The following is a 19,079-nucleotide window of genomic DNA, read 5'->3' on the forward strand; positions in this document are numbered from 1 at the left end:
ACGATCGCATCAAACAGGCCGGACATATGGATGACAGCGATCCGAACCGTTCCACAAAGCTCTTGTGCCACGGGGGCCGTCCACATATGGGTCCTGGCTTTCGCCAGGACGACCCTGGAGAGAGCTGCATACGGCCCCCCGGCGGTTCCATCCCGGCGGATCCCGCGCCGGCGCAACGCAAATCTCTCCTGGTTTTGCGGACCGGCCATGAGTTCCGCGTTTGTAGACTCGCGTTATGTTATAATATAACAGTCTCCCCATGGCGCATACGCACACCCACGACCATCACCATCACGGCCACGCCCACCCCCACGGGCACAGCCATGGCCCGGCCGGGCACCCGGCCCAGACTGCGCACTGGTCGATCCTGCGCATGCCCGTGCCGGCCCGGCTGCTCGCGGCGCTCGCCGTCTCTGCCTGCCTTTGGGCCGTGGTCTGGCTGGCGATGAGGTGAGACCCGTGGCTGCTCTTGTCACCTTCCGCGACGTCACCCTCGGCTACGACCGCCACCCGGCGGTGCATCATCTCAACGGCGCCGTCGAGGCGGGTGCGCTGCTGGCCGTGATCGGGCCGAACGGCGCCGGCAAGTCGACGTTGCTGCGCGGCATTGCCGGCGTGCTCAAGCCGCTGTCGGGCGTGATCGATCTCGACGGGCTCGAGCACCGTGACATCGCCTATCTGCCGCAATCCGCCGACATCGACCGTACGTTTCCGATCTCGGTGTTCGATTTCGTCGGCACCGGGTTGTGGCGCTCGACCGGCTTCTTCGGCGGCATCGGCAGGGCCGCGCGCGGCAAGATTTTGGCGGCGCTCGCCGCGGTCGGCCTCAACGGCTTCGAGAACCGCCCGATCGGCACGCTGTCCGGCGGCCAGACCCAGCGCATGCTGTTCGCGCGCGTGCTGCTGCAGGACGCCCGCCTGATCGTGCTCGACGAGCCGTTCAACGCCATCGATGCCAAGACCACCGCCGATCTCCTGGCGCTGGTGAAGCGCTGGAACGGCGAGGGGCGCACGGTGCTGGCGGCGCTGCACGACCTCGACATGGTGCGCAACAATTTCCCGGAAACGCTGCTCCTGGCGCGCGGCCCGGTTGAATGGGGACCGACCGCAGAGACGCTGACGGCGGATAATCTGACGGTCGCGATGCGGATGTGCGAAGCCTTCGACGACAGCGCCGCGGCCTGCGCCGCCGATCCGCGCTCGAGGGCTGCCTGACGCCGATGCTGACAGACGCGCTGATCACGCCCTTCACCGAATTCGAGTTCATGCGCCGCGCGCTCGCGGCCGTGATCGCGCTGTCGCTCGGCGGCGCGCCGATCGGCGTGTTCCTGATGCTGCGGCGGATGAGTCTGGTCGGCGACGCCATGGCGCATGCGATCCTGCCGGGGGCTGCGATCGGCTTCCTGCTGTCCGGGCTCAATCTGTTCGCGATGACGACCGGCGGCCTGATCGCGGGCTTTGCCGTGGCGCTGCTCGCAGGCCTCGTCGCCCGCACCACCGAATTGAAGGAGGACGCCTCGCTTGCGACCTTCTATTTGGCCTCGCTCGCGCTCGGCGTCACCATCGTTTCCATCAAGGGCACCAATATCGACCTGCTGCACGTGCTGTTCGGCAACATTCTGGCGATGGATGACCAAACCCTGCTGGTGATCGCGTTCAACGCCACCCTCACGCTGCTGGTCCTTGCGGTGATCTATCGGCCGCTGGTGATCGAATGCGTCGATCCGGTATTCCTGCGCACCGTGAGCCGTGCCGGCGCGCCGGCACATCTCGCCTTCCTCGCTCTTGTTGTGATCAACCTCGTCAACGGCTTCCACGCGCTCGGCACGTTGCTCGGCGTCGGGCTGATGATCCTGCCCGCGGGCATCGCGCGGTTCTGGTCGCGCGACATCACCACCATGATCTGCATCGCGGTCGCGAGCGCCATGCTGTCGGGCTATGCCGGGCTGGTGCTGTCGTACCAGACCCGCATTCCCTCCGGCCCCGCGATCATCCTGGTTGCGGCGGGGCTCTATATCGTGTCGCTTCTGTTCGGCAATGTCAGCGGCCTGGTGCGGCAGCTGTTTCCCGGCCGCCATCTCGAGGCATGATGATGCGGCGTTTGCTTGGGTTGATTGGTCTGGCGCTGATGCTGGCGAGTGGACCGGCGCGCGCCGCCGATCGCATCAATGTCGTGGCGAGCTTCTCGATCCTCGCCGACATGGTGCGCAATGTCGGCGGCAACGACGTCGACGTAACGGCGCTGGTCGGGCCTGACGGCGACGCGCATGTCTATGCGCCGACGCCGGCGGACGCCAAGAAAGTCGCCGACGCCAAGCTTCTGGTCATCAACGGCCTCGGCTTCGAGGGCTGGATGCAGCGGCTGCTGCAGGCCTCCGGCAGCAACGCGCCGGTCGCGGTGGCAACCAAGGGCATCATGCCACGGAAGATGGGCGGCCATGACGATCCGCATGCCTGGCAATCCGTCGCCAATGCGAAGATCTACGTGGTCAATATTCGCGACGGGCTGATCGCCGTGGCCCCCGACCACGCAGCCATCTTCAAGGCCAATGCCGACGCCTACCTGGCCAAGCTGGAGGCGCTCGACCGCGAGGTGCACGAGGCGGTGGCGAAAATACCGGAGGCGCGGCGCAAGGTGATCTCGACCCACGGCGCATTCGGCTATTTTGCCGACGCCTACGGGATCACGTTCTTCTCGCCGCTGTCCGTCTCCACCGATTCCGAGCCCAGCGCGCGCGATATCGCCGCCATCATCGCCCAGATCAAGCTTGCGAAAATTCCGGCAGTTTTTCTCGAAAATATCAGCGATCCCCGCCTGATCGAACGGATCGCGGCCGAGACCGGCGCCCGGGTCGGCGGGACGCTTTATTCGGACAGTTTGACGGGCGAAAAGGGCGATGCACCCACTTACATTGATATGGTCAGGCACAATATAAAGGCCCTGACCAGCGCGCTCGCCGAGTAGGGGCAGGGGCCTCCCTGCCGGACCGAGCGCGGCGATCCAAGTTCCTCGGAGTTGTTATGGCTGAAGCTTCGCAAAAAATTCCTGTGACCGTGCTGACGGGCTATCTCGGCGCCGGCAAGACCACGCTGCTGAACCGCATCCTGTCGGAAAACCACGGCAAGAAGTACGCCGTCATCGTCAACGAATTCGGCGAGATCGGCATCGACAACGACCTCATCATCGGCGCCGATGAGGAAGTGTTCGAGATGAACAATGGCTGCGTCTGCTGTACGGTGCGCGGCGACCTCGTCCGCATCATGGACGGCTTGATGAAGCGCAAGGGCAAGTTCGATGCCATCATCGTCGAGACCACCGGCCTTGCCGATCCGGCGCCGGTCGCGCAGACCTTCTTCGTCGACGAGGACGTGCAGAAGAACGCCCGGCTCGATGCGGTTGTCACCGTCGCTGACGCGAAGTGGCTGAGCGATCGCCTCAAGGATGCGCCGGAAGCCAAGAACCAGATCGCGTTCGCCGACGTCATCGTGCTGAACAAGACCGACCTCGTCTCCAAGCCCGAACTCGCCGAGGTCGAGGCCCGCATCCGCGGTATCAACCCCTATGCCAAGCTGCACCGCACCGAGCGTTGCCAGGTTGGCTTGACCGACGTGCTGGAGCGTGGCGCGTTCGACCTCGACCGCATCCTGGAGATCGAGCCGGACTTCCTCGAGGCCGGCGACGATCACGACCATGATCATCATCACCACGATCATGATCACGACCACCATCATCACGATCATGATCACGGCCATGGCGGGCTGAAGCACTATCACGACGAGGACATGCAATCGCTGTCGCTGCGCTCGGAGAAGCCGCTCGATCCCACCAAGTTCATGCCCTGGCTGCAGAACCTCGTCGCAACCGAGGGCCAGAAGATCCTGCGCTCGAAGGGCATCCTCGCCTTCACCGGCGATGACGATCGCTATGTGTTTCAGGGCGTCCACATGATGCTGGAGGGCGACCACCAGCGCAAATGGAAGGACGGCGAGAAGCGCGAGAGCCGCGTCGTGTTCATCGGTCGCGAGCTGCCTGAGCAGGCGATCCGCGACGGCTTCGAGCAGTGCATCACCACGTGATGAAAGAGTTCGATCCGGGCGAGGCCCCTTCTTCCATCGTTTCGATCACCGACCGCGTCAAGCAGCTTCCGCTTGGTGCGGCGGTCGGCTCAGTGCATTTCCTCGGCGACCGCGCGTTCTTCGTCGGCGCCGAGGAGAGCGTCGCGATCGCCACGCTAGAGGGCGAGATCACGCGCACCGAGACCCATTTCGGGGCCATCCTGTGCGCGGCCTCCGACGGCAAGCGGCTCGTCACCGGCGGTGACGACGGCAAGCTGATCGCGATCGACGCCAAGGGCGAGACCACGACGATCGCGACCGACGCCAAGCGGCGCTGGATCGACAACGTCGCGCTGCACGGCGACGGCACCGTGGCATGGTCGGCGGGCAAGACCGCCTTCGTGCGCAATCCGAAGGGCGAGGAGAAAACCTTCGAAGTACCGTCGACCGTCGGCGGGCTGGCGTTCGCGCCGAAGGGCCTGCGGCTTGCGATCGCGCATTACAACGGCGTGACCTTGTGGTTTCCCAACATGGCCGCCAATCCGGAATTCCTGGAATGGGCCGGCTCGCATCTCGCGGTCTCCTTCAGCCCGGACAACAAATTCCTCGTCACGGCGATGCACGAGGCCGCGATGCATGGCTGGCGGCTCGCCGACAACAGGCACATGCGGATGAGCGGCTATCCCGGCCGCGTGCGCTCGATGTCGTGGAGCGTCGGCGGCAAGGGGCTCGCGACCTCGGGCGCCGATACCGTGATCGTCTGGCCGTTCACCAGCAAGGACGGGCCGATGGGCAAGGAGCCGGCGATGCTGGCGCCGATGCCGGCGCGGGTCGCCGTGGTCGCCTGCCATCCGAAGAACGACATCATGGCGGTCGGCTATGCCGACGGCACTGTGCTGATGGTCCGGCTCGAGGACGGCGCCGAGATCCTGGTGCGCCGGAACACCGGCACGACGGTGTCCGCGCTGGGCTGGAATGCCAAGGGCACGCTGCTCGCCTTCGGCACGGAAGATGGTGACGCGGGCATTCTGGAAATGTAAGAGATCGCTGCATCCGAAGCGTATTCGAGCGAACTGGGTACCGGCAGCGTCATGCGATTCCTCACGACATTCCAGCTCGCCGATTTCCTCGACACGCTGGTCAGCCTGACGTCAGCCTTCGTGCTCGGCACCCTGATCGGGGCCGAGCGGCAGTACCGGCAGCGCACCGCGGGGCTGCGCACCAACGTGCTGGTCGCGGTCGGCGCGGCAGCCTTCGTCGACCTCGCGATGCATCTGGCCGGTGCCGACGGCGCGGTACGGGTGATCGCCTATGTGGTGTCGGGGATCGGCTTCCTCGGCGCCGGCGTCATCATGAAGCAGGGCATGGACGTGCGCGGCCTCAACACCGCGGCGACGCTGTGGGCCTCGGCCGCGGTCGGCTCCTGCGCCGGCGCCGACCTCGTGGCGCAGGCGGCGGTGCTGACCGTGTTCGTGATCGCCGGCAACACACTGCTGCGTCCGCTGGTCAATGCCATCAACCGCATCCCGCTGAACGAGAAGGCGCTGGAAGCGACCTACTACTTCAAGGTCGTGGTCACCCCGGAAGTGCTGCCCGACATGCGCGACGCCGTCGTGGAGAAGCTTGAGGCCGCGAACTATCCGGTCGCCGATGTCAACGTGGTCGAGGCCGGCGACGACTTCCTCGAGATCGTGGCGGAACTGGTCTCGACCGCGGTCGAGCCCAACGAGCTGAACGCCGTGGTGGTCGACCTGCAGCATCTGCCCGGCGTGCGCCACGCGACCTGGGAAATCAGCACCACGGATTAAAGCGTTTTCGAGCGAAGTGGATACCGGTTCGCGTGAAGAAAACGCGGCAAAACAAAATCAAGAGCCCCGTTCCGATTCAATCGGAACGGAAACGGCTCTGACGCGCGGTTCCCGCAGGCGGCGCTCAGGAACCATGCGGTGACCGGATCGTTGATCTCGCTGACACGACGCGGGGTGAACGAGATGGCTGCGGATCGGACCAGGTTGCGGAGGGACATCCTGATCGCCTCGACTTTGGTTGCGGCGGGCGTCGCGATCGCGGCGCTGTCGCTGCACGCGATCAACGCATCTTCGCCGCAAGAGCTGGCGCAGGCGACCCAGCCGCTGCAGTCGTCCCCGACGCCGGAGCCGCAGAAGACGACGGCACCCGCCGAATCGAAGCCGGGCGGCGAGCGGCCGACCACGCCGGCGCCGCAACCGGCTCGTCCCGACGACGAAGCGCAGAAGGCCGGCGCCAAGCCGGTGCTGCCGCCCGCGCCCGCGGAGAAGACCGCTCCGCCGATCGAGAAGAAATAGCCTCTCCGGTCAGCACATGTGACGCGCATTTGACTGCTGCTGCCGATTATACGGTCTCGCCTCCGTCATCCTCGCCCGCCATAATCCGTCGTCTTGCCAACGACAGATGGGGCCGTTCATGAAGATCGAGGACGTCCGGCGTACCGCCTATTCGATGCCGCTCACCAACCCGTCGTTTCCGCCGGGGCCGTACCGGTTCTTCGACCGCGAATATTTCATCATCACCTACAAGACCGACCCGGAAGCGCTCGCGGCCGTGGTGCCGGAGCCGCTCGAGGTCGCCGAGCCCGTGGTGAAGTATGAATTCATCCGCATGCCGGACTCGACCGGCTTCGGCGACTACACCGAGACCGGGCAGGTGATCCCGGTCCGCTTCAGGGGCGAGGAGGGCGCCTACACCCACGCGATGTATCTCGACGACGAGGGCCCGATCGCCGGCGGCCGCGAGCTGTGGGGATTTCCGAAGAAGCTGGCAAGGCCCAAGATCGAGGTCGAGAGCGACGTGCTGGTCGGCTCGCTGCACTACGGCTCGGTGCTCTGCGCCTCCGCCACCATGGGCTACAAGCACCGCAAGGTCGACCACGACACCGTGCTGAAATCGATGACGACGCCGAACTTTATTCTCAAGATCATCCCGCATGTCGACGGCAGTCCGCGGATCTGCGAGCTGGTGCGGTTTCATCTCGAGGATATCACCCTGAAGGAGGCCTGGACCGGCCCTGCCGCACTCGGCCTGTTCCCCCACGCGCTGTGCGACGTCGCCCGCCTGCCGGTGCGTGAGGTGGTCTCGGCGCTGCATTTCAAGGCGGACCTGACGCTCGGCCTCGGCTCGGTCGCGTTCGACTACATGGCGAGATGAGCCGCGGCCAGACAGCAAAATGCCCGGCGTGAGGCCGGGCATTTTCGTTCTCAAGGCGCGCTTCGCGGTCAGCGCACCAGGATATTCTTGAACTGCCAGGGATCCGACGCGTCGATATCTTCCGGGAACAGGCCCGGACGATCCGTCAGTGGGGTCCAGTCGGTGTAGAAGCCCTTCACCGGGCCGAGATACGGCAACTGGATTTCCAGCAGACGATCGAAGTCCATCTCGTCGGCCTCGACGATGCCTTCGTTCGGATTTTCCAGCGCCCACACCATGCCGCCGAGCACGGCGGAGGTCACCTGCAGGCCGGTGGCGTTCTGATAGGGCGCGAGCTCGCGGGTCTCCTCGATGGAGAGCTGCGAGCCGTACCAATAGGCGTTGTTGTCGTGGCCGAACAGCAGCACGCCGAGTTCGTCGATGCCGTCGACGATCTCGTTCTCGTCGAGGATGTGGTGCTTCTCCTGCATCTTCGCGGCGCGGCCGAACATCTCATGCAGCGACAGCACGGCGTCGTCGCAGGGATGATAGGCGTAGTGGCAGGTCGGCCGGTAGATCGCCTTGCCCGACGCATCGCGCACCGTGAAGTAGTCGGAGATCGAGATCGACTCGTTGTGGGTGACGAGGAAGCCGTACTGCGCGCCGCGGGTCGGGCACCAGGTCCGCACCCGCGTGTTGGCGCCGGGCTGCATCAGATAGATCGCAGCGCCGCAGCCGGCTTCGTGGGTATGCGCATTCTCGGGCATCCATTTTTCATGGGTGCCCCAGCCGAGTTCGGAGGGCTGCACGCCTTCCGACAGGAAACCTTCCACCGACCAGGTGTTGACGAAGACGTCGGGCTCCTTCGGCGACTTGGCGCGCTGTGTGTCGCGTTCGGCGATGTGGATGCCCTTGATACCGGCCTGCCGCATCAGGTCCGCCCATTCGGCCTTGGTCTTCGGCCGGGGGGCATTGAGCTTCAGATCGGCGGCGACATTGAGCAGCGCCTGCTTGACGAAGAAGGAGACCATGCCGGGATTGGCGCCGCAGCAGGAGACGGCCGTCGTCGAGCCCGCCGGGCGCGCCTTCTTGGCGGCCAGCGTCACTTCGCGCAGCGCGTAGTTGGAGCGTGCTTCCGGGCCCTTCGACGCATCGAAATAGAATCCGAGCCAGGGCTCGTTGACGGTGTCGATATAGAGCGCGCCGACCTCGTTGCAGAGCTCCATGATGTCGGTCGAGCCGGTATCGACCGAGAGATTGACGCAAAAGCCCTGGCCGCCGCCCTCGGTGAGAAGCGGGGTCAGCAACTCGCGATAATTATCCTTGGTCACGGCCTTCTGGATGAACTTGACGTTCTGTTTCTCGCAATGCGCCTTGCGGCCCTCGTCCTTGGGATCGATCACGGTGATGCGCGACTTGTCGTAATCGAGATGCCGCTCGATCATCGGCAACGTGCCTTTGCCGATCGAGCCGAAGCCGATCATGACAATGGGGCCGGTGATTTTCGCGTAAATCTGCGAGGAGGGGCTCATCATTTTCTCCAGGAGAGCGCCTAGCGGCGGGTAGAGTGGATCAGGGGTTGCGACGCTTTGCGGTGACTTCGATTTCGACCTTCATCTCGGGCTTGTAGAGCCCCGCGACGATCAGCAGCGTCGCGGCCGGGCGGATGTCGCCGAGGACTTCGCCGCAGACCGCAAAATGGGCGTCCGCGTCACTGGCATCAGTGAGGTAGTAGGTTGCACGGACGATGTCGGCCATCGTGAAGCCCCCCTCGTTAAGGGCGGCCTCGATGGTCTTGAAGCAGTTCCGTGACTGGCTCGTGACATCTGCCGGCATCGTCATCGTGGTGTAGTCGTAGCCGGTGGTTCCGGCGACGAAGGCGAAGTCGCCGTCGATCACTGCACGGCTGTAGCCGGCGGTCTTCTCGAAAGGCGAGCCGGTGGAAATCAGGCGGCGGGACATGCTGGACCTCGACTGAAAAGGGCTTTGCGCGGGGTTTACGGGCATTTTCGGCGCCCGCGCAACCCCTTGGAGTCTGACCTGGGATTCTGGCCTTGCGGCCGGTGGTTAGCGGGACTGCTGCGTGGTGTCCGGCGGCGGGGGCGGCGAGCCGGTCCAGCGCCGGACCAGGATGTCCCTGACGATCATGACCGAGATCAGGACCAGCATCACCGTGGTGACGAGGCCGCGCCAACGCGGGCGCGCGCCATCGATTGCGGGAAGGTTCTCCGACATGGCGCCCGCCCTACGCCGCGTGCGGCACGGCGAACGGTGCCTTCCGGGTACGGGCGGTCCTGCTCTTGGTGGACAGCAATGCTCCGGTCGGCACGATCATGCCCCGGGCGCCGTCGAGCGCCCTATCGACCAGTTCGAGGCCGAGCAGCCGCTCGCGCGCGAAGGCGCCCGGCAGCGACAGCTCGCCGGTCTTGGCGGCCGTAAAGCCGAAACGGGCGTAATAGGGCGCGTCGCCGAGCAGGATCACCGCGCCATGGCCGCGGGTCTTGGCGACAGCCAGCGCGCGCCGCATCAGCGCGGCGCCGACGCTGAGGCCGCGGCAGCCGTCATCGACTGCCAGCGGCCCCAGCATCAGCGCGCTGCGGCCCCCCGCGCTGACGTGCCACAGCCGCACGGTTCCAACCAACCGGCCGTCCTGGCGCACGGCCGCAAGGCTCAGGCCTTGGGCGGGCGCGCGTCCGTCACGCAGGCGCTGGCAGGTGCGCGTATGGCGATCCTCGCCAAAGCAGACATCCAGCAGCGCTTCGCGCGCGACGACGTCCGAGGTACGCTCCGCACGGATCGCGAACGGGGCGGCCTTTCGGATGAGGGCAACGGGGATGTTCCGTTTTGCAGTCATGGCACGTCAGTCCCCGCTTGCAACGGCATGTCGTACGCCGCAGCAAGCGTCGTTCAGAAAAATCAAAAATGATCGGGAAGGAGCCGGCGGGGCCGGCTCCCGGTTTATCAGGCCTCGATCGGGAGGCGGCTTAGATGTGGTAGGTCTTCAGCGGCGGAATGCCGTTGAACGCCACCGACGAGTAGGTCGACGTATAGGCGCCGGTGCCTTCGATCAGCAGCTTGTCGCCGATCTCGAGCGTCACCGGGAGCGGATACGGCAGCTTCTCGTACAGCACGTCGGCTGAGTCGCAGGTCGGGCCCGCGAGCACGCACGGCGTCATGTCCGCCCCGTCATGCGGGGTGCGGATGGCGTAGCGGATCGACTCGTCCATCGTCTCGGCGAGACCGCCGAACTTGCCGATGTCGAGATAGACCCAGCGCACTTCGTCCTCGTCGCTCTTCTTCGAGATCAGAACGACTTCGGTCTCGATGATGCCGGCATTGCCGACCATGCCGCGGCCCGGCTCGATGATCGTCTCCGGGATCTGGTTGCCGAAATGCTTGCGCAGCGCGCGGAAGATCGACCGGCCATATTGCAGCACCGGCGGAACGTCCTTGAGATACTTGGTCGGGAAGCCGCCGCCCATGTTGACCATGGTGAGGTTGATCCCGCGCTCGGCGCAGTCGCGGAACACGGTCGAGGCCATCGCCAGCGCACGGTCCCACGCCTTCACCTTGCGCTGCTGCGAGCCGACATGGAACGAGATGCCGCACGGCTCGAGCCCGAGGCGCTTGGCGAGATCGAGCACGTCGACCGCCATCTCCGGATCGCAGCCGAACTTGCGCGACAGCGGCCACTCGGCGCCGGCGCAATCATAGAGGATGCGGCAGAACACCTTGGCGCCGGGAGCGGCACGCGCGACCTTCTCGACCTCGGCGGCGCAGTCGACTGCGAACAGGCGAATGCCGAGCGCGAAGGCACGCGCGATGTCGCGCTCCTTCTTGATGGTGTTGCCATAGGAGATGCGGTCCGGGATCGCACCGGCGGCCAGCGCCATTTCGATCTCCGCAACGGTTGCGGTGTCGAAGCAGGAGCCGAGCGAGGCCAGCAGCGACAGCACTTCGGGCGCCGGGTTGGCTTTCACCGCGTAGAACACGCGGCTGTCCGGCAGCACCTTCGCGAAGGTCTGGTAGTTGTCGCGCACGACTTCGAGGTCGACCACGAGGCACGGCTCGGTGTCGAGACCATCCTGGCGGCGGTTGCGCAGGAATTCCTGGATACGTTCGGTCATGGCACTCTCCAACGGCCCCAGCGACGGGGTCCGCATCAACATGACGTCGGGTCAGAGCGCTCCGGCCACATCGCGCGATGGAGGCGCAACGAAGCCACGAGACTCAAACCAGACTGTGCTGCCGTGGATTGGTTGGGAGAGTTTCCCGCCCGCTCACCTGGCAATGAAGGACAAGCCTTTTCAGTAGCCCGCGCCGGCGTTGGACCGCCGGTAGAGACCAAAAAAGCCCGATCCGTCGTTGCTTTAAGTCGCGTCCCCCGTGGAGAGCGGGGTGCGCCGGTTCGCCTCCGGCTGCCAGTCACGGTTGCAAAGAGTGGCGAGACCTTCAACGTGGCATCCCTGGAGAGAGATGCTGGCCGCCTCGTGTCCTCTCGGACGTAAGCGACCCTCGGTTCTTCCACCCCTTGGCGGCTGTCCGGCCTCTTGTCCGGATACCTACCGACTGACACACGACCACAGGCACGTGCGAAATTGGGCAAGGCAGGAAATAAGTCTTTTGAATTCGCTTCGCAAGAATTTTTTTTGCGATAGCGGCAAATTTCCCTAACGCGTGCTTGCGATGGCGCGCGCAGCAGGCGCCGAAGATGAATGGCTGTTAAGAATGTCTAACGAAGCGTGTGCGTTTTAGCCCTGTGCCGCAGCGCTTTCTTGAATCGTGTAAAGCTCACGCGCGACGCGTGAACGGCTCGACGCGTTGCGCGGCGCGGATGAAGGCGATCATGATCAGGACGCCGAGGCCGAACAGCACGGCCTGCAGGATGTGCGCAGCGGTGTCGTTGAGCCCGAGCAGGATCGCGAGCGCCCAGCCGCCGGCGAACGCCGCGCCGAACACTTCGGCGCCGATCAGGATCGCCGCCGAGATCACGGTGATGACGCTCGGCCAGTAGATCCGGCTGTTGCCTGAGGCGGTGGGCTGCATGCTCATGAAATAGGTCCTGTTCAGGGGGCGCAATCTCTCCGAAAAGTGCCCATCTATCAAGCGCAAAAGGCCCAAAAATGCCGTATCGCGTGATATAGATTGGGCCGCATTTTCAAGGCGAAAAACGGGATATTCGATGTCAGAAACCAGCGCAGAGGCCATTGCCAACCCCCTCCTGAAGGCGTGGCAGACGCCGCTCGAGACGCCGCCCTTCGCCGAGATCAAGCCGGAGCATTTCCTCCCCGCCTTCGAGCAGGCCTTCGCCGACCATTCGGCGGAAGTGGCTGCGATCACCCACGATCCGGCGCTGCCCGACTTCGACAACACCATCACGGCGCTGGAGCGCTCCGGCAAGCTGCTGTCGAAGGTTTCGGCCGTGTTCTACGACCTGGTCTCGGCCCACTCCAACCCGGCGATCCTGGAGATCGACAAGGAGGTGTCGCCGAGGATGGCGCGGCACTGGAATCCGATCATGATGAACGCTGTGCTGTTTGGCCGCATCGCCATGCTGCACGAGAAGCGCGCCTCGCTCGGCTTGACCGGCGAGCAGATGCGGCTCTTGGAGCGCACCTATACCCGCTTCCACCGCTCCGGCGCCGGGCTCGACGACGCCGCCAAGGCCCGCATGGCCGAGATCAACGAGCGCCTCGCCCATCTCGGCACCTCGTTCAGCCACCATCTGCTCGGCGACGAGCAGGAGTGGTCCATGGAGCTCGGCGAGGGCGACCGCGCCGGCCTCTCCGACACATTTGTGGCAGCCGCCAAGGCTGCGGCGGAAGAGCGCGGCATGCCCGGCAAGGCGATCGTGACGCTGTCGCGCTCCTCGGTCGAGCCATTCCTGCAGAGCTCGCAGCGGCGCGACCTGCGCGAGAAGGTCTACAAGGCCTTCATCGCCCGCGGCGACAATGGCAACGCCAACGACAACAACGCGACCATCGTGGAGATCCTCAGGCTCCGCGAGGAGACCGCGAAGATCCTGGGCTTCCCGACCTATGCTGCCTACCGCCTCGAGGATTCCATGGCCAAGACGCCGGAGGCCGTGCGCGGCCTGCTGGAGCGGGTCTGGAAGCCGGCGCGGGCACGGGCGCTCGCCGACCGCGACGCGTTGCAGGCGCTGATCACTGAAGAAGGCGGTAATTTCACTTTGGCGGCCTGGGACTGGCGCTACTACGCCGAGAAGCTGCGTCAGGCCAAAGCCAATTTCGACGATTCCGCGATCAAGCCCTATCTTGTGCTCGACCACATGATCGAGGCCGCCTTCGACTGTGCCACCCGCCTGTTCGGCGTCACCTTTGCGGAGCGCAAGGACATCCCGGTCTGGCATCCGGATGTGCGGGTCTGGGAGGTCAAGGGCCGCGACGGCCAGCACAAGGCGCTGTTCTACGGCGACTACTTCGCGCGGCCCTCGAAGCGCTCCGGCGCCTGGATGACCTCGCTGCGCGACCAGCAGAAGCTCGACGGCGACGTCGCGCCGCTGGTCATCAACGTCTGCAACTTCGCCAAGGGCGCCGACGGCGCGCCGTCGCTGCTGTCGCCCGACGAGGCGCGGACCCTGTTCCACGAGTTCGGCCACGGCCTGCACGGCATGCTCTCCAATGTGACCTATCCGTCACTGTCGGGCACATCGGTGTTCACCGACTTCGTCGAACTGCCCTCGCAGCTCTACGAGCACTGGCAGGAGCGGCCCGAGGTGCTGCAGCGCTTCGCCCGCCACTACCAGACCGGGGAGGCACTGCCGGACGACCTGCTCAAGCGCTTCCTCGCCGCGCGCAAGTTCAACCAGGGCTTTGCCACCGTGGAGTTCGTCTCCTCGGCGCTGGTCGACCTCGAATTCCACACCCAGCCCGCGGCGGCGAGCTGGGATGTCCGCGCCTTCGAACAGAAGGAGCTGGAGAAGATCGGCATGCCGGCCGAGATCTCGCTGCGGCACCGGCCGACCCAGTTCGGCCACATCTTCTCCGGCGACCACTATGCGTCGGGCTATTACAGCTACATGTGGTCGGAGGTGATGGACGCCGACGCCTTCGGCGCCTTTGAGGAGGCCGGCGACATCTTCGATCCCGCCACCGCCAAGCGGCTGCATGACGACATCTATTCGTCGGGCGGCTCGCGCGATCCGGAGGAGGCCTATGTCGCCTTCCGCGGCCGCGAACCCGAGCCGGATGCGCTGCTGCGCCGCCGCGGCCTGCTCGAGACATCAGAGGCGGCCTGAAGGTGAGGCCGTCACTGAACCGGCTGATCGCCGGGTTCGTGCTTGCGGTGTCCGTCGTGCTCGGCACGGCGGCCGCCGAAGCGCATCCGCATGTGTGGATCGTCGCAAAGAGCGAGTTGATCTACGCCCCTGACGGCACCATCACCGGCGTCCGCCACGCCTGGACCTTCGACGACATGTTCTCGACCTACGCGTTGCAGGGCATCGAGACCAAGGTGAAGGGCGCCTACAGCCGCGAGGAACTGGCGCCGCTGGCGCAGACCAATGTCGAGTCGCTGAAGGAATACGCCTACTTCACCTTCGCCAAGGGCGACGGCAAGAAGCAGAAGTTCACCGAGCCGGTCGACTACTTCCTCGAATACAAGGACTCGTCCCTGACGCTGCACTTCACCCTGCCGGTGAAGACGCCGTTCAAGGCCCGGCAGCTCTCGCTCGAAGTGTTCGACCCGACCTATTTCATCGACTTCCAGTTCGCCGAGAAGGAGCCGGTCAAGCTGGTCGGCGCCGCTTCCGACTGCAAGATGCAGTTCGAGCGGCCGAACAGTGACGGCACCGCTGCCGCGCAGAAGCTCGGCGAGCAGAACTTCCTCGACGGCGGCAATGCCAATTTCGGCATGATGTTCGCCAACAAGATCACGGTGGATTGCCCATGACGCCAATCGCCTCCCGCGCGATGCGCGGCCTCGCCGTGTCCGCCGCGGTGCTGGCGGCATTCGCGGTGCTCGATGGCGCGGTGCATGCGTTGCTGGCGCAAAATCCGTTCGGCGCGCCGCGCGCGGCGGAGCCGCAGGGCGGGATCTTCGGCTGGCTGTTGGCAAAACAGTCGGAGTTCTATCGCGAGATGTCGCAGACGATCCGCGCTGCGAAATCCGACGGTTCGGCGGTCTGGACGCTGCTCGCGATCTCCTTTGCCTACGGGATTTTCCATGCCGCAGGTCCCGGCCACGGCAAGGCGGTGATCTCGTCCTACATGGTCGCCAATCGCGAGACCGCGCGTCGCGGAATCGTGCTGTCGTTCGCCTCGGCGCTGATGCAGTCGCTGGTCGCGGTCGCGATCGTCGGGATCTGCGCCTGGCTGCTCAACGCGACGGCGAAGACGATGTGCGGGGCGGAGAAGGCGATCGAGATCGCCAGCTACGCGCTGATCGCAGCCTTCGGCGCCCGGCTGGTCTGGGTCAAAGGCGGCGGCTTTTTCCGCGCGCTGCAGGTGCCACGTCCGGCGCTGGCGATGGCCGGCGCACAGCAGCACGGTCACGATCACCATGATCACGCCCATCACGACCATGGCCACCATCGTCACGCGCATGACGATCACGACCATCATCACGGGCACGATCACGGTCATGACGCGGACCATGTTCATGACGAGCATTGCGGCCATTCGCATGGACCGACGCCGGCCGAGCTCGCCGGTCCCGGCGGCTGGCGACGCGGCCTCAGTGCGATCCTCACGGTCGGGATCCGGCCGTGCTCGGGCGCGATCCTGGTGCTGGTGTTCGCGCTCGCGCAGGGCCTGTTCTGGGCCGGCGTTGCCGCGACCTTCGTGATGGGGCTCGGCACCGCCATCACGGTGGCGGCGATCGCGCTGGTTGCAGTGTCGGCGCGCGGCGTGGCCGAGCGGCTCAGCGGCGCGCGCGACGGCGGCGGCATGGTCATCATGCGCGGCCTGGAATTCGCCGCCGCCGCGCTTGTGCTGCTGTTCGGCCTCGGCTTGCTGTTCGGCTATGTCGCGGCCGAACGGGCGACGTGCCTTTAGGGTTCTACCTCCATGTGATCCGTCACCCCCGCGCAAAGGCTAGGCCTTTGTCGCTGGAGGAGCGCGCAGCGCGTCTCGAAGGGTCGACGGCCACCGGCCGGGCCGTGCATCCTTCGAGACGCCGCTGCGCGGCTCCTTAAGGATGACGGGGAGAGAGTTGAGTCGGGGCTCAGCTCGTCAGATATCCCCTGATTGCCGGCAGCAGGAAGATCGCGATGTTGATCGCAAAGCCGATACTCCAGAGGATCGAGCGCAGCGTCGGGCGGTTGCCGATATAGGTGAAGACGTAGGCGATCCGCACGATCAGGAACAGCACCGCGAGCTCGTCGATCAGCCGCAGCGGGCCGACGCGGAATTCGGCGAGCAGCACGGCGAAGGCGAAGAACGGAAAGGCCTCGAGGCCGTTCTGGTGGGCGCCGAGCGCGCGCGAGCGGATCGGGTCGTCGTAGAAAGCGGGATCGCGAGGTTTCGAATTGTCGAAACCGCGGATGCCGGCCCATTTCACCGACACGATCGTCAGCAGTGAGAGCAGCAGCGTCCCGAAGACGCACCATTCGGCGATCGTCATGGTTCCTCTCCATTCACGGAGCGGAACGTAGCCAACCGGCGCTTGGCTTGACAAGGTTGGAGCAACGCGCGAAGCCCAAAGCCCCCAAGCGAAGGACCAAGCGCAAAGCCATCATGAGCACAGTGATCCCCTTCGAGAGCGCGAAGCCCGCCGCGGCGCCGAAGCCGGAGCGCGTCGGCGTGCTGCTGGTCAATCTCGGCACGCCGGATACGGCGGATGCCGCGGGCGTGCGGGTCTACCTCAGGGAATTCCTGTCCGATCCGCGGGTGATCGAAGATCAGGGCCTCGTCTGGAAGCTGATCCTCAACGGCATCATCCTGCGAGTCCGCCCGGCCAGCAAGGCGCGCGACTATCTGAAGATCTGGAACACCGCGAAGAACGAGTCGCCGCTGAAGACCATCACACGCTCGCAGGCCGACAAGCTGGCGGAGGCGATCGCCGATCACGACCATGTCGTGGTCGACTGGGCGATGCGCTACGGCAATCCGTCGATCAAGCAGCGCATCGAAGCGCTGGCGGCGCAGGGCTGCGGCCGGCTGCTGCTGGTGCCGCTCTATCCGCAATATTCAGCGGCGACGTCGGCGACCGTTTGCGACGAAGCGTTTCGCGTGCTGGCCGGCATGCGCGCGCAGCCGATCCTGCGGGTGACGCCGCCTTATTACGACGATCCCGATTACATCGAGGCGCTGGCGGTCTCGATCAATGCGCATCTCGCAACGCTGCCGTTCCAGCCCGAGATCATCCTCGCCTCGTTCCACGGCATGCCGAAGGACTATGTCGACAAGGGCGATCCCTATCTTGCGCAGTGCATTGCCACGACCAACGCGCTGCGCAAGCGGCTCGGGCTCGATGCCTCACGGTTGCCTCTCACCTTCCAGTCGCGCTTCGGCAAGGCCGAGTGGCTACAGCCTTATACCGACAAGACGGTCGAGAAGCTGGCCAGGGACGGCGTGCGGCGAATGGCCGTGGTCACGCCCGGCTTCTCCGCCGATTGCCTGGAGACGCTGGAGGAGATCGCGCAGGAGAACGCCGAGATCTTCCGGCATAATGGCGGCGAGCAGTTCGCGGCGATCCCCTGCCTCAACGACAGCGACGGCGGCATGGACGTGATCCGCCAGCTCGTGCTGCGCGAGCTTCAGGGCTGGATCTAAGAGGGCTGAAGTCCTTTGTTAACGATCCGTGACACTGGACGCAGCGGTTCATTCAGCCATCTCGCATCTAGTAGTCCGACAACCGCTTCCTATGTGCTAGGGAGAAGAACAGCCGGCTGAACCGGCGCGGCGGTCCTGCCGACCAATGCACGACCGCGCCCGGCGACGGTCCCGCCGGCCCTGGAGGACTTTATGACTGGCTTCGACATTTTCGCGATTGCGTTTGTTCTTCTCGTCATCGTTACGCTGTTCGCCGGGATCAAGACCGTTCCGCAGGGCTTTGACTGGACCATCGAGCGGTTCGGCAAATACACCCGCACGCTTTCGCCCGGCCTCAATCTGATCGTGCCCTATTTCGATCGCATCGGGCGCAAGATGAACATGATGGAGCAGGTGATCAACATTCCCGAGCAGGAGGTGATCACTAAGGACAACGCCACCGTGACGGTGGACGGCGTCGCGTTCTACCAGGTGTTCGATGCCGCGAAGGCGAGCTACGAGGTCGCCAATCTCAACCAGGCGATCATCGTGCTGACCATGACCAACATCCGTTCGGTGATGGGCTCGATGGATCTCGACCAGGTCCTGTCGCACCGCGACGAGATCAACGAGCGGCTGCTGCGTGTGGTCGACGCCGCGGTGTCGCCCTGGGGCCTCAAGGTCAACCGCATCGAGATCAAGGACATCGTGCCGCCGGCCGACCTCGTCGAGGCGATGGGGCGGCAGATGAAGGCCGAGCGCGTCAAGCGCGCCGACATTCTGCAGGCGGAAGGCCAGCGGCAGTCCGAGATCTTGCGCGCCGAGGGCGCCAAGCAGGGCCAGATCCTGCAGGCCGAGGGCCGCCGCGAAGCCGCCTTCCGCGACGCCGAGGCGCGCGAGCGTCTCGCCGAGGCCGAAGCCAAGGCGACCCAGATGGTGTCGGAATCGATCGCCAAGGGCGACGTTGCCGCGCTGAACTATTTCATCGCCGACAAGTACATCAAGGCGTTCGGTCAGCTCGCGGAGTCGCCGAACCAGAAGATCCTGATGCTGCCGATCGAAGCAACCAGCGTGCTGGGATCGCTCGCCGGCATCGGCGAGATCGCCCGCGCCACCTTCGGCGAGAGTGGGGCATCCGCGACCGCTGCT

At 65.2% G+C, this 19,079-nt stretch carries 21 protein-coding genes; 14 read left to right on the forward strand and 7 right to left on the reverse strand.

All coding sequences use genetic code 11. The annotated features are described in order from the left end of the window. Positions 1 to 259: 259 nt before the first annotated feature. From AC628_RS45525 to AC628_RS28150, 9 genes are all read left to right on the forward strand, one after another. Positions 260 to 454 (forward strand): hypothetical protein, encoded by a 195-nt coding sequence (locus AC628_RS45525; RefSeq protein ID WP_074130032.1) that lies wholly within the window; start codon positions 260 to 262, stop codon positions 452 to 454. A gap of 5 nt (positions 455 to 459) precedes the next feature. Next, entirely contained in the window at positions 460 to 1,215 is a 756-nt protein-coding gene (locus tag AC628_RS28115) for a metal ABC transporter ATP-binding protein (protein WP_074130033.1), read from the forward strand. A gap of 5 nt (positions 1,216 to 1,220) precedes the next feature. Then, complete coding sequence (locus tag AC628_RS28120) at positions 1,221 to 2,090, forward strand: metal ABC transporter permease (protein ID WP_074130034.1); 870 nt, start codon at positions 1,221 to 1,223, stop codon at positions 2,088 to 2,090. Between the two features lie 2 nt (positions 2,091 to 2,092). Beyond that, the gene (locus tag AC628_RS28125; protein ID WP_074130047.1) at positions 2,093 to 2,965 is read left to right on the forward strand and encodes a metal ABC transporter substrate-binding protein; all 873 of its coding nucleotides are present in this window, start codon (positions 2,093 to 2,095) and stop codon (positions 2,963 to 2,965) included. A 56-nt stretch (positions 2,966 to 3,021) separates the two neighbouring features. Further along, positions 3,022 to 4,077, forward strand: coding sequence for a CobW family GTP-binding protein (locus AC628_RS28130; RefSeq protein ID WP_074130035.1), 1,056 nt, complete (start codon positions 3,022 to 3,024; stop codon positions 4,075 to 4,077). Further along, on the forward strand, positions 4,077 to 5,096 hold the full coding sequence (locus tag AC628_RS28135) for a WD40 repeat domain-containing protein (protein WP_074130036.1): 1,020 nt from the start codon (positions 4,077 to 4,079) through the stop codon (positions 5,094 to 5,096). The genes AC628_RS28130 and AC628_RS28135 overlap by 1 nt, the downstream gene beginning before the upstream one ends. A 51-nt stretch (positions 5,097 to 5,147) precedes the next feature. Then, positions 5,148 to 5,864, forward strand: coding sequence for an MgtC/SapB family protein (locus AC628_RS28140; RefSeq protein ID WP_074130037.1), 717 nt, complete (start codon positions 5,148 to 5,150; stop codon positions 5,862 to 5,864). A gap of 183 nt (positions 5,865 to 6,047) precedes the next feature. Then, positions 6,048 to 6,380, forward strand: coding sequence for a hypothetical protein (locus tag AC628_RS28145; RefSeq protein ID WP_074130038.1), 333 nt, complete (start codon positions 6,048 to 6,050; stop codon positions 6,378 to 6,380). Positions 6,381 to 6,498: 118 nt separating this feature from the next. Next, positions 6,499 to 7,239 (forward strand): acetoacetate decarboxylase, encoded by a 741-nt coding sequence (locus AC628_RS28150; RefSeq protein WP_074130048.1) that lies wholly within the window; start codon positions 6,499 to 6,501, stop codon positions 7,237 to 7,239. Positions 7,240 to 7,307: 68 nt separating this feature from the next. Here the strand turns inward: AC628_RS28150 and AC628_RS28155 are convergent, their stop codons facing one another. The 6 genes from AC628_RS28155 to AC628_RS28175 all read right to left on the reverse strand — a co-directional run bounded on the left by AC628_RS28155 (position 7,308) and on the right by AC628_RS28175 (position 12,270). Beyond that, positions 7,308 to 8,750 carry a homospermidine synthase gene (locus tag AC628_RS28155; RefSeq protein ID WP_143201845.1) on the reverse strand — a complete coding sequence of 481 codons (1,443 nt, stop codon included), beginning with the start codon at positions 8,748 to 8,750 and terminating at the stop codon, positions 7,308 to 7,310. A gap of 40 nt (positions 8,751 to 8,790) precedes the next feature. After that, the gene (locus AC628_RS28160; protein WP_074130040.1) at positions 8,791 to 9,180 is read right to left on the reverse strand and encodes a RidA family protein; all 390 of its coding nucleotides are present in this window, start codon (positions 9,178 to 9,180) and stop codon (positions 8,791 to 8,793) included. A 105-nt stretch (positions 9,181 to 9,285) separates the two neighbouring features. Continuing rightward, positions 9,286 to 9,453 carry a hypothetical protein gene (locus AC628_RS44270; protein ID WP_168193468.1) on the reverse strand — a complete coding sequence of 56 codons (168 nt, stop codon included), beginning with the start codon at positions 9,451 to 9,453 and terminating at the stop codon, positions 9,286 to 9,288. Between the two features lie 10 nt (positions 9,454 to 9,463). Continuing rightward, complete coding sequence (locus AC628_RS28165) at positions 9,464 to 10,072, reverse strand: GNAT family N-acetyltransferase (protein WP_074130041.1); 609 nt, start codon at positions 10,070 to 10,072, stop codon at positions 9,464 to 9,466. A 130-nt stretch (positions 10,073 to 10,202) separates the two neighbouring features. Beyond that, positions 10,203 to 11,345: a type III PLP-dependent enzyme gene (locus AC628_RS28170; protein ID WP_074130042.1), complete on the reverse strand. Its 1,143-nt coding sequence runs from the start codon at positions 11,343 to 11,345 to the stop codon at positions 10,203 to 10,205. Between the two features lie 664 nt (positions 11,346 to 12,009). Then, on the reverse strand, positions 12,010 to 12,270 hold the full coding sequence (locus tag AC628_RS28175; protein WP_050423491.1) for a hypothetical protein: 261 nt from the start codon (positions 12,268 to 12,270) through the stop codon (positions 12,010 to 12,012). 130 nt (positions 12,271 to 12,400) lie between these two features. On the opposite strand from AC628_RS28175, the gene AC628_RS28180 reads away from it, so the two are divergent. Genes AC628_RS28180 through AC628_RS28190 form a run of 3 tightly spaced genes read left to right on the forward strand, consistent with a single transcriptional unit; the run spans position 12,401 to position 16,232 of the window. After that, positions 12,401 to 14,476, forward strand: a complete 2,076-nt coding sequence (locus tag AC628_RS28180; RefSeq protein ID WP_074130043.1) for a M3 family metallopeptidase — start codon at positions 12,401 to 12,403, stop codon at positions 14,474 to 14,476. Positions 14,477 to 14,490: 14 nt separating this feature from the next. Next, the gene (locus tag AC628_RS28185; protein ID WP_074130049.1) at positions 14,491 to 15,129 is read left to right on the forward strand and encodes a DUF1007 family protein; all 639 of its coding nucleotides are present in this window, start codon (positions 14,491 to 14,493) and stop codon (positions 15,127 to 15,129) included. Further along, positions 15,126 to 16,232: a nickel/cobalt transporter gene (locus AC628_RS28190; RefSeq protein ID WP_245321353.1), complete on the forward strand. Its 1,107-nt coding sequence runs from the start codon at positions 15,126 to 15,128 to the stop codon at positions 16,230 to 16,232. The genes AC628_RS28185 and AC628_RS28190 overlap by 4 nt, the downstream gene beginning before the upstream one ends. Positions 16,233 to 16,401: 169 nt before the next feature. On the opposite strand, the gene AC628_RS28195 is transcribed toward AC628_RS28190, so the two are convergent. Next, entirely contained in the window at positions 16,402 to 16,800 is a 399-nt protein-coding gene (locus AC628_RS28195) for an MAPEG family protein (RefSeq protein WP_074130045.1), read from the reverse strand. Positions 16,801 to 16,913: 113 nt separating this feature from the next. Between AC628_RS28195 and hemH the strand changes: the two genes are divergently transcribed. Together hemH and AC628_RS28205 are read left to right on the forward strand one after the other, a co-directional pair. Next, positions 16,914 to 17,951: a ferrochelatase gene (hemH, locus tag AC628_RS28200; protein WP_074130050.1), complete on the forward strand. Its 1,038-nt coding sequence runs from the start codon at positions 16,914 to 16,916 to the stop codon at positions 17,949 to 17,951. A gap of 192 nt (positions 17,952 to 18,143) precedes the next feature. After that, a partial coding sequence (locus AC628_RS28205; protein ID WP_074130046.1) for an SPFH domain-containing protein occupies positions 18,144 to 19,079 on the forward strand: 936 nt, incomplete at its 3' end.

The sequence above is a fragment of the Bradyrhizobium sp. NAS96.2 genome, assembly GCF_001908235.1.
Taxonomy (GTDB): Bacteria; Pseudomonadota; Alphaproteobacteria; order Rhizobiales; family Xanthobacteraceae; genus Bradyrhizobium.

Bases quoted from the DNA above. Each gene is read 5' to 3' on its own strand.
- AC628_RS28170 (WP_074130042.1), bottom strand. From the start codon at position 11,345: ATGACCGAACGTATCCAGGAATTCCTGCGCAACCGCCGCCAGGATGGT.
- AC628_RS44270 (WP_168193468.1), bottom strand. From the start codon at position 9,453: ATGTCGGAGAACCTTCCCGCAATCGATGGCGCGCGCCCGCGTTGGCGC.
- AC628_RS28150 (WP_074130048.1), top strand. From the start codon at position 6,499: ATGAAGATCGAGGACGTCCGGCGTACCGCCTATTCGATGCCGCTCACC.
- AC628_RS28165 (WP_074130041.1), bottom strand. From the start codon at position 10,072: ATGACTGCAAAACGGAACATCCCCGTTGCCCTCATCCGAAAGGCCGCC.
- AC628_RS28155 (WP_143201845.1), bottom strand. From the start codon at position 8,750: ATGAGCCCCTCCTCGCAGATTTACGCGAAAATCACCGGCCCCATTGTC.
- AC628_RS28190 (WP_245321353.1), top strand. From the start codon at position 15,126: ATGACGCCAATCGCCTCCCGCGCGATGCGCGGCCTCGCCGTGTCCGCC.
- AC628_RS28140 (WP_074130037.1), top strand. From the start codon at position 5,148: ATGCGATTCCTCACGACATTCCAGCTCGCCGATTTCCTCGACACGCTG.
- AC628_RS28125 (WP_074130047.1), top strand. From the start codon at position 2,093: ATGCGGCGTTTGCTTGGGTTGATTGGTCTGGCGCTGATGCTGGCGAGT.
- AC628_RS28130 (WP_074130035.1), top strand. From the start codon at position 3,022: ATGGCTGAAGCTTCGCAAAAAATTCCTGTGACCGTGCTGACGGGCTAT.
- AC628_RS28175 (WP_050423491.1), bottom strand. From the start codon at position 12,270: ATGAGCATGCAGCCCACCGCCTCAGGCAACAGCCGGATCTACTGGCCG.
- hemH (WP_074130050.1), top strand. From the start codon at position 16,914: ATGAGCACAGTGATCCCCTTCGAGAGCGCGAAGCCCGCCGCGGCGCCG.
- AC628_RS28180 (WP_074130043.1), top strand. From the start codon at position 12,401: ATGTCAGAAACCAGCGCAGAGGCCATTGCCAACCCCCTCCTGAAGGCG.
- AC628_RS28120 (WP_074130034.1), top strand. From the start codon at position 1,221: ATGCTGACAGACGCGCTGATCACGCCCTTCACCGAATTCGAGTTCATG.
- AC628_RS28145 (WP_074130038.1), top strand. From the start codon at position 6,048: ATGGCTGCGGATCGGACCAGGTTGCGGAGGGACATCCTGATCGCCTCG.
- AC628_RS28195 (WP_074130045.1), bottom strand. From the start codon at position 16,800: ATGACGATCGCCGAATGGTGCGTCTTCGGGACGCTGCTGCTCTCACTG.
- AC628_RS45525 (WP_074130032.1), top strand. From the start codon at position 260: ATGGCGCATACGCACACCCACGACCATCACCATCACGGCCACGCCCAC.
- AC628_RS28160 (WP_074130040.1), bottom strand. From the start codon at position 9,180: ATGTCCCGCCGCCTGATTTCCACCGGCTCGCCTTTCGAGAAGACCGCC.
- AC628_RS28135 (WP_074130036.1), top strand. From the start codon at position 4,077: ATGAAAGAGTTCGATCCGGGCGAGGCCCCTTCTTCCATCGTTTCGATC.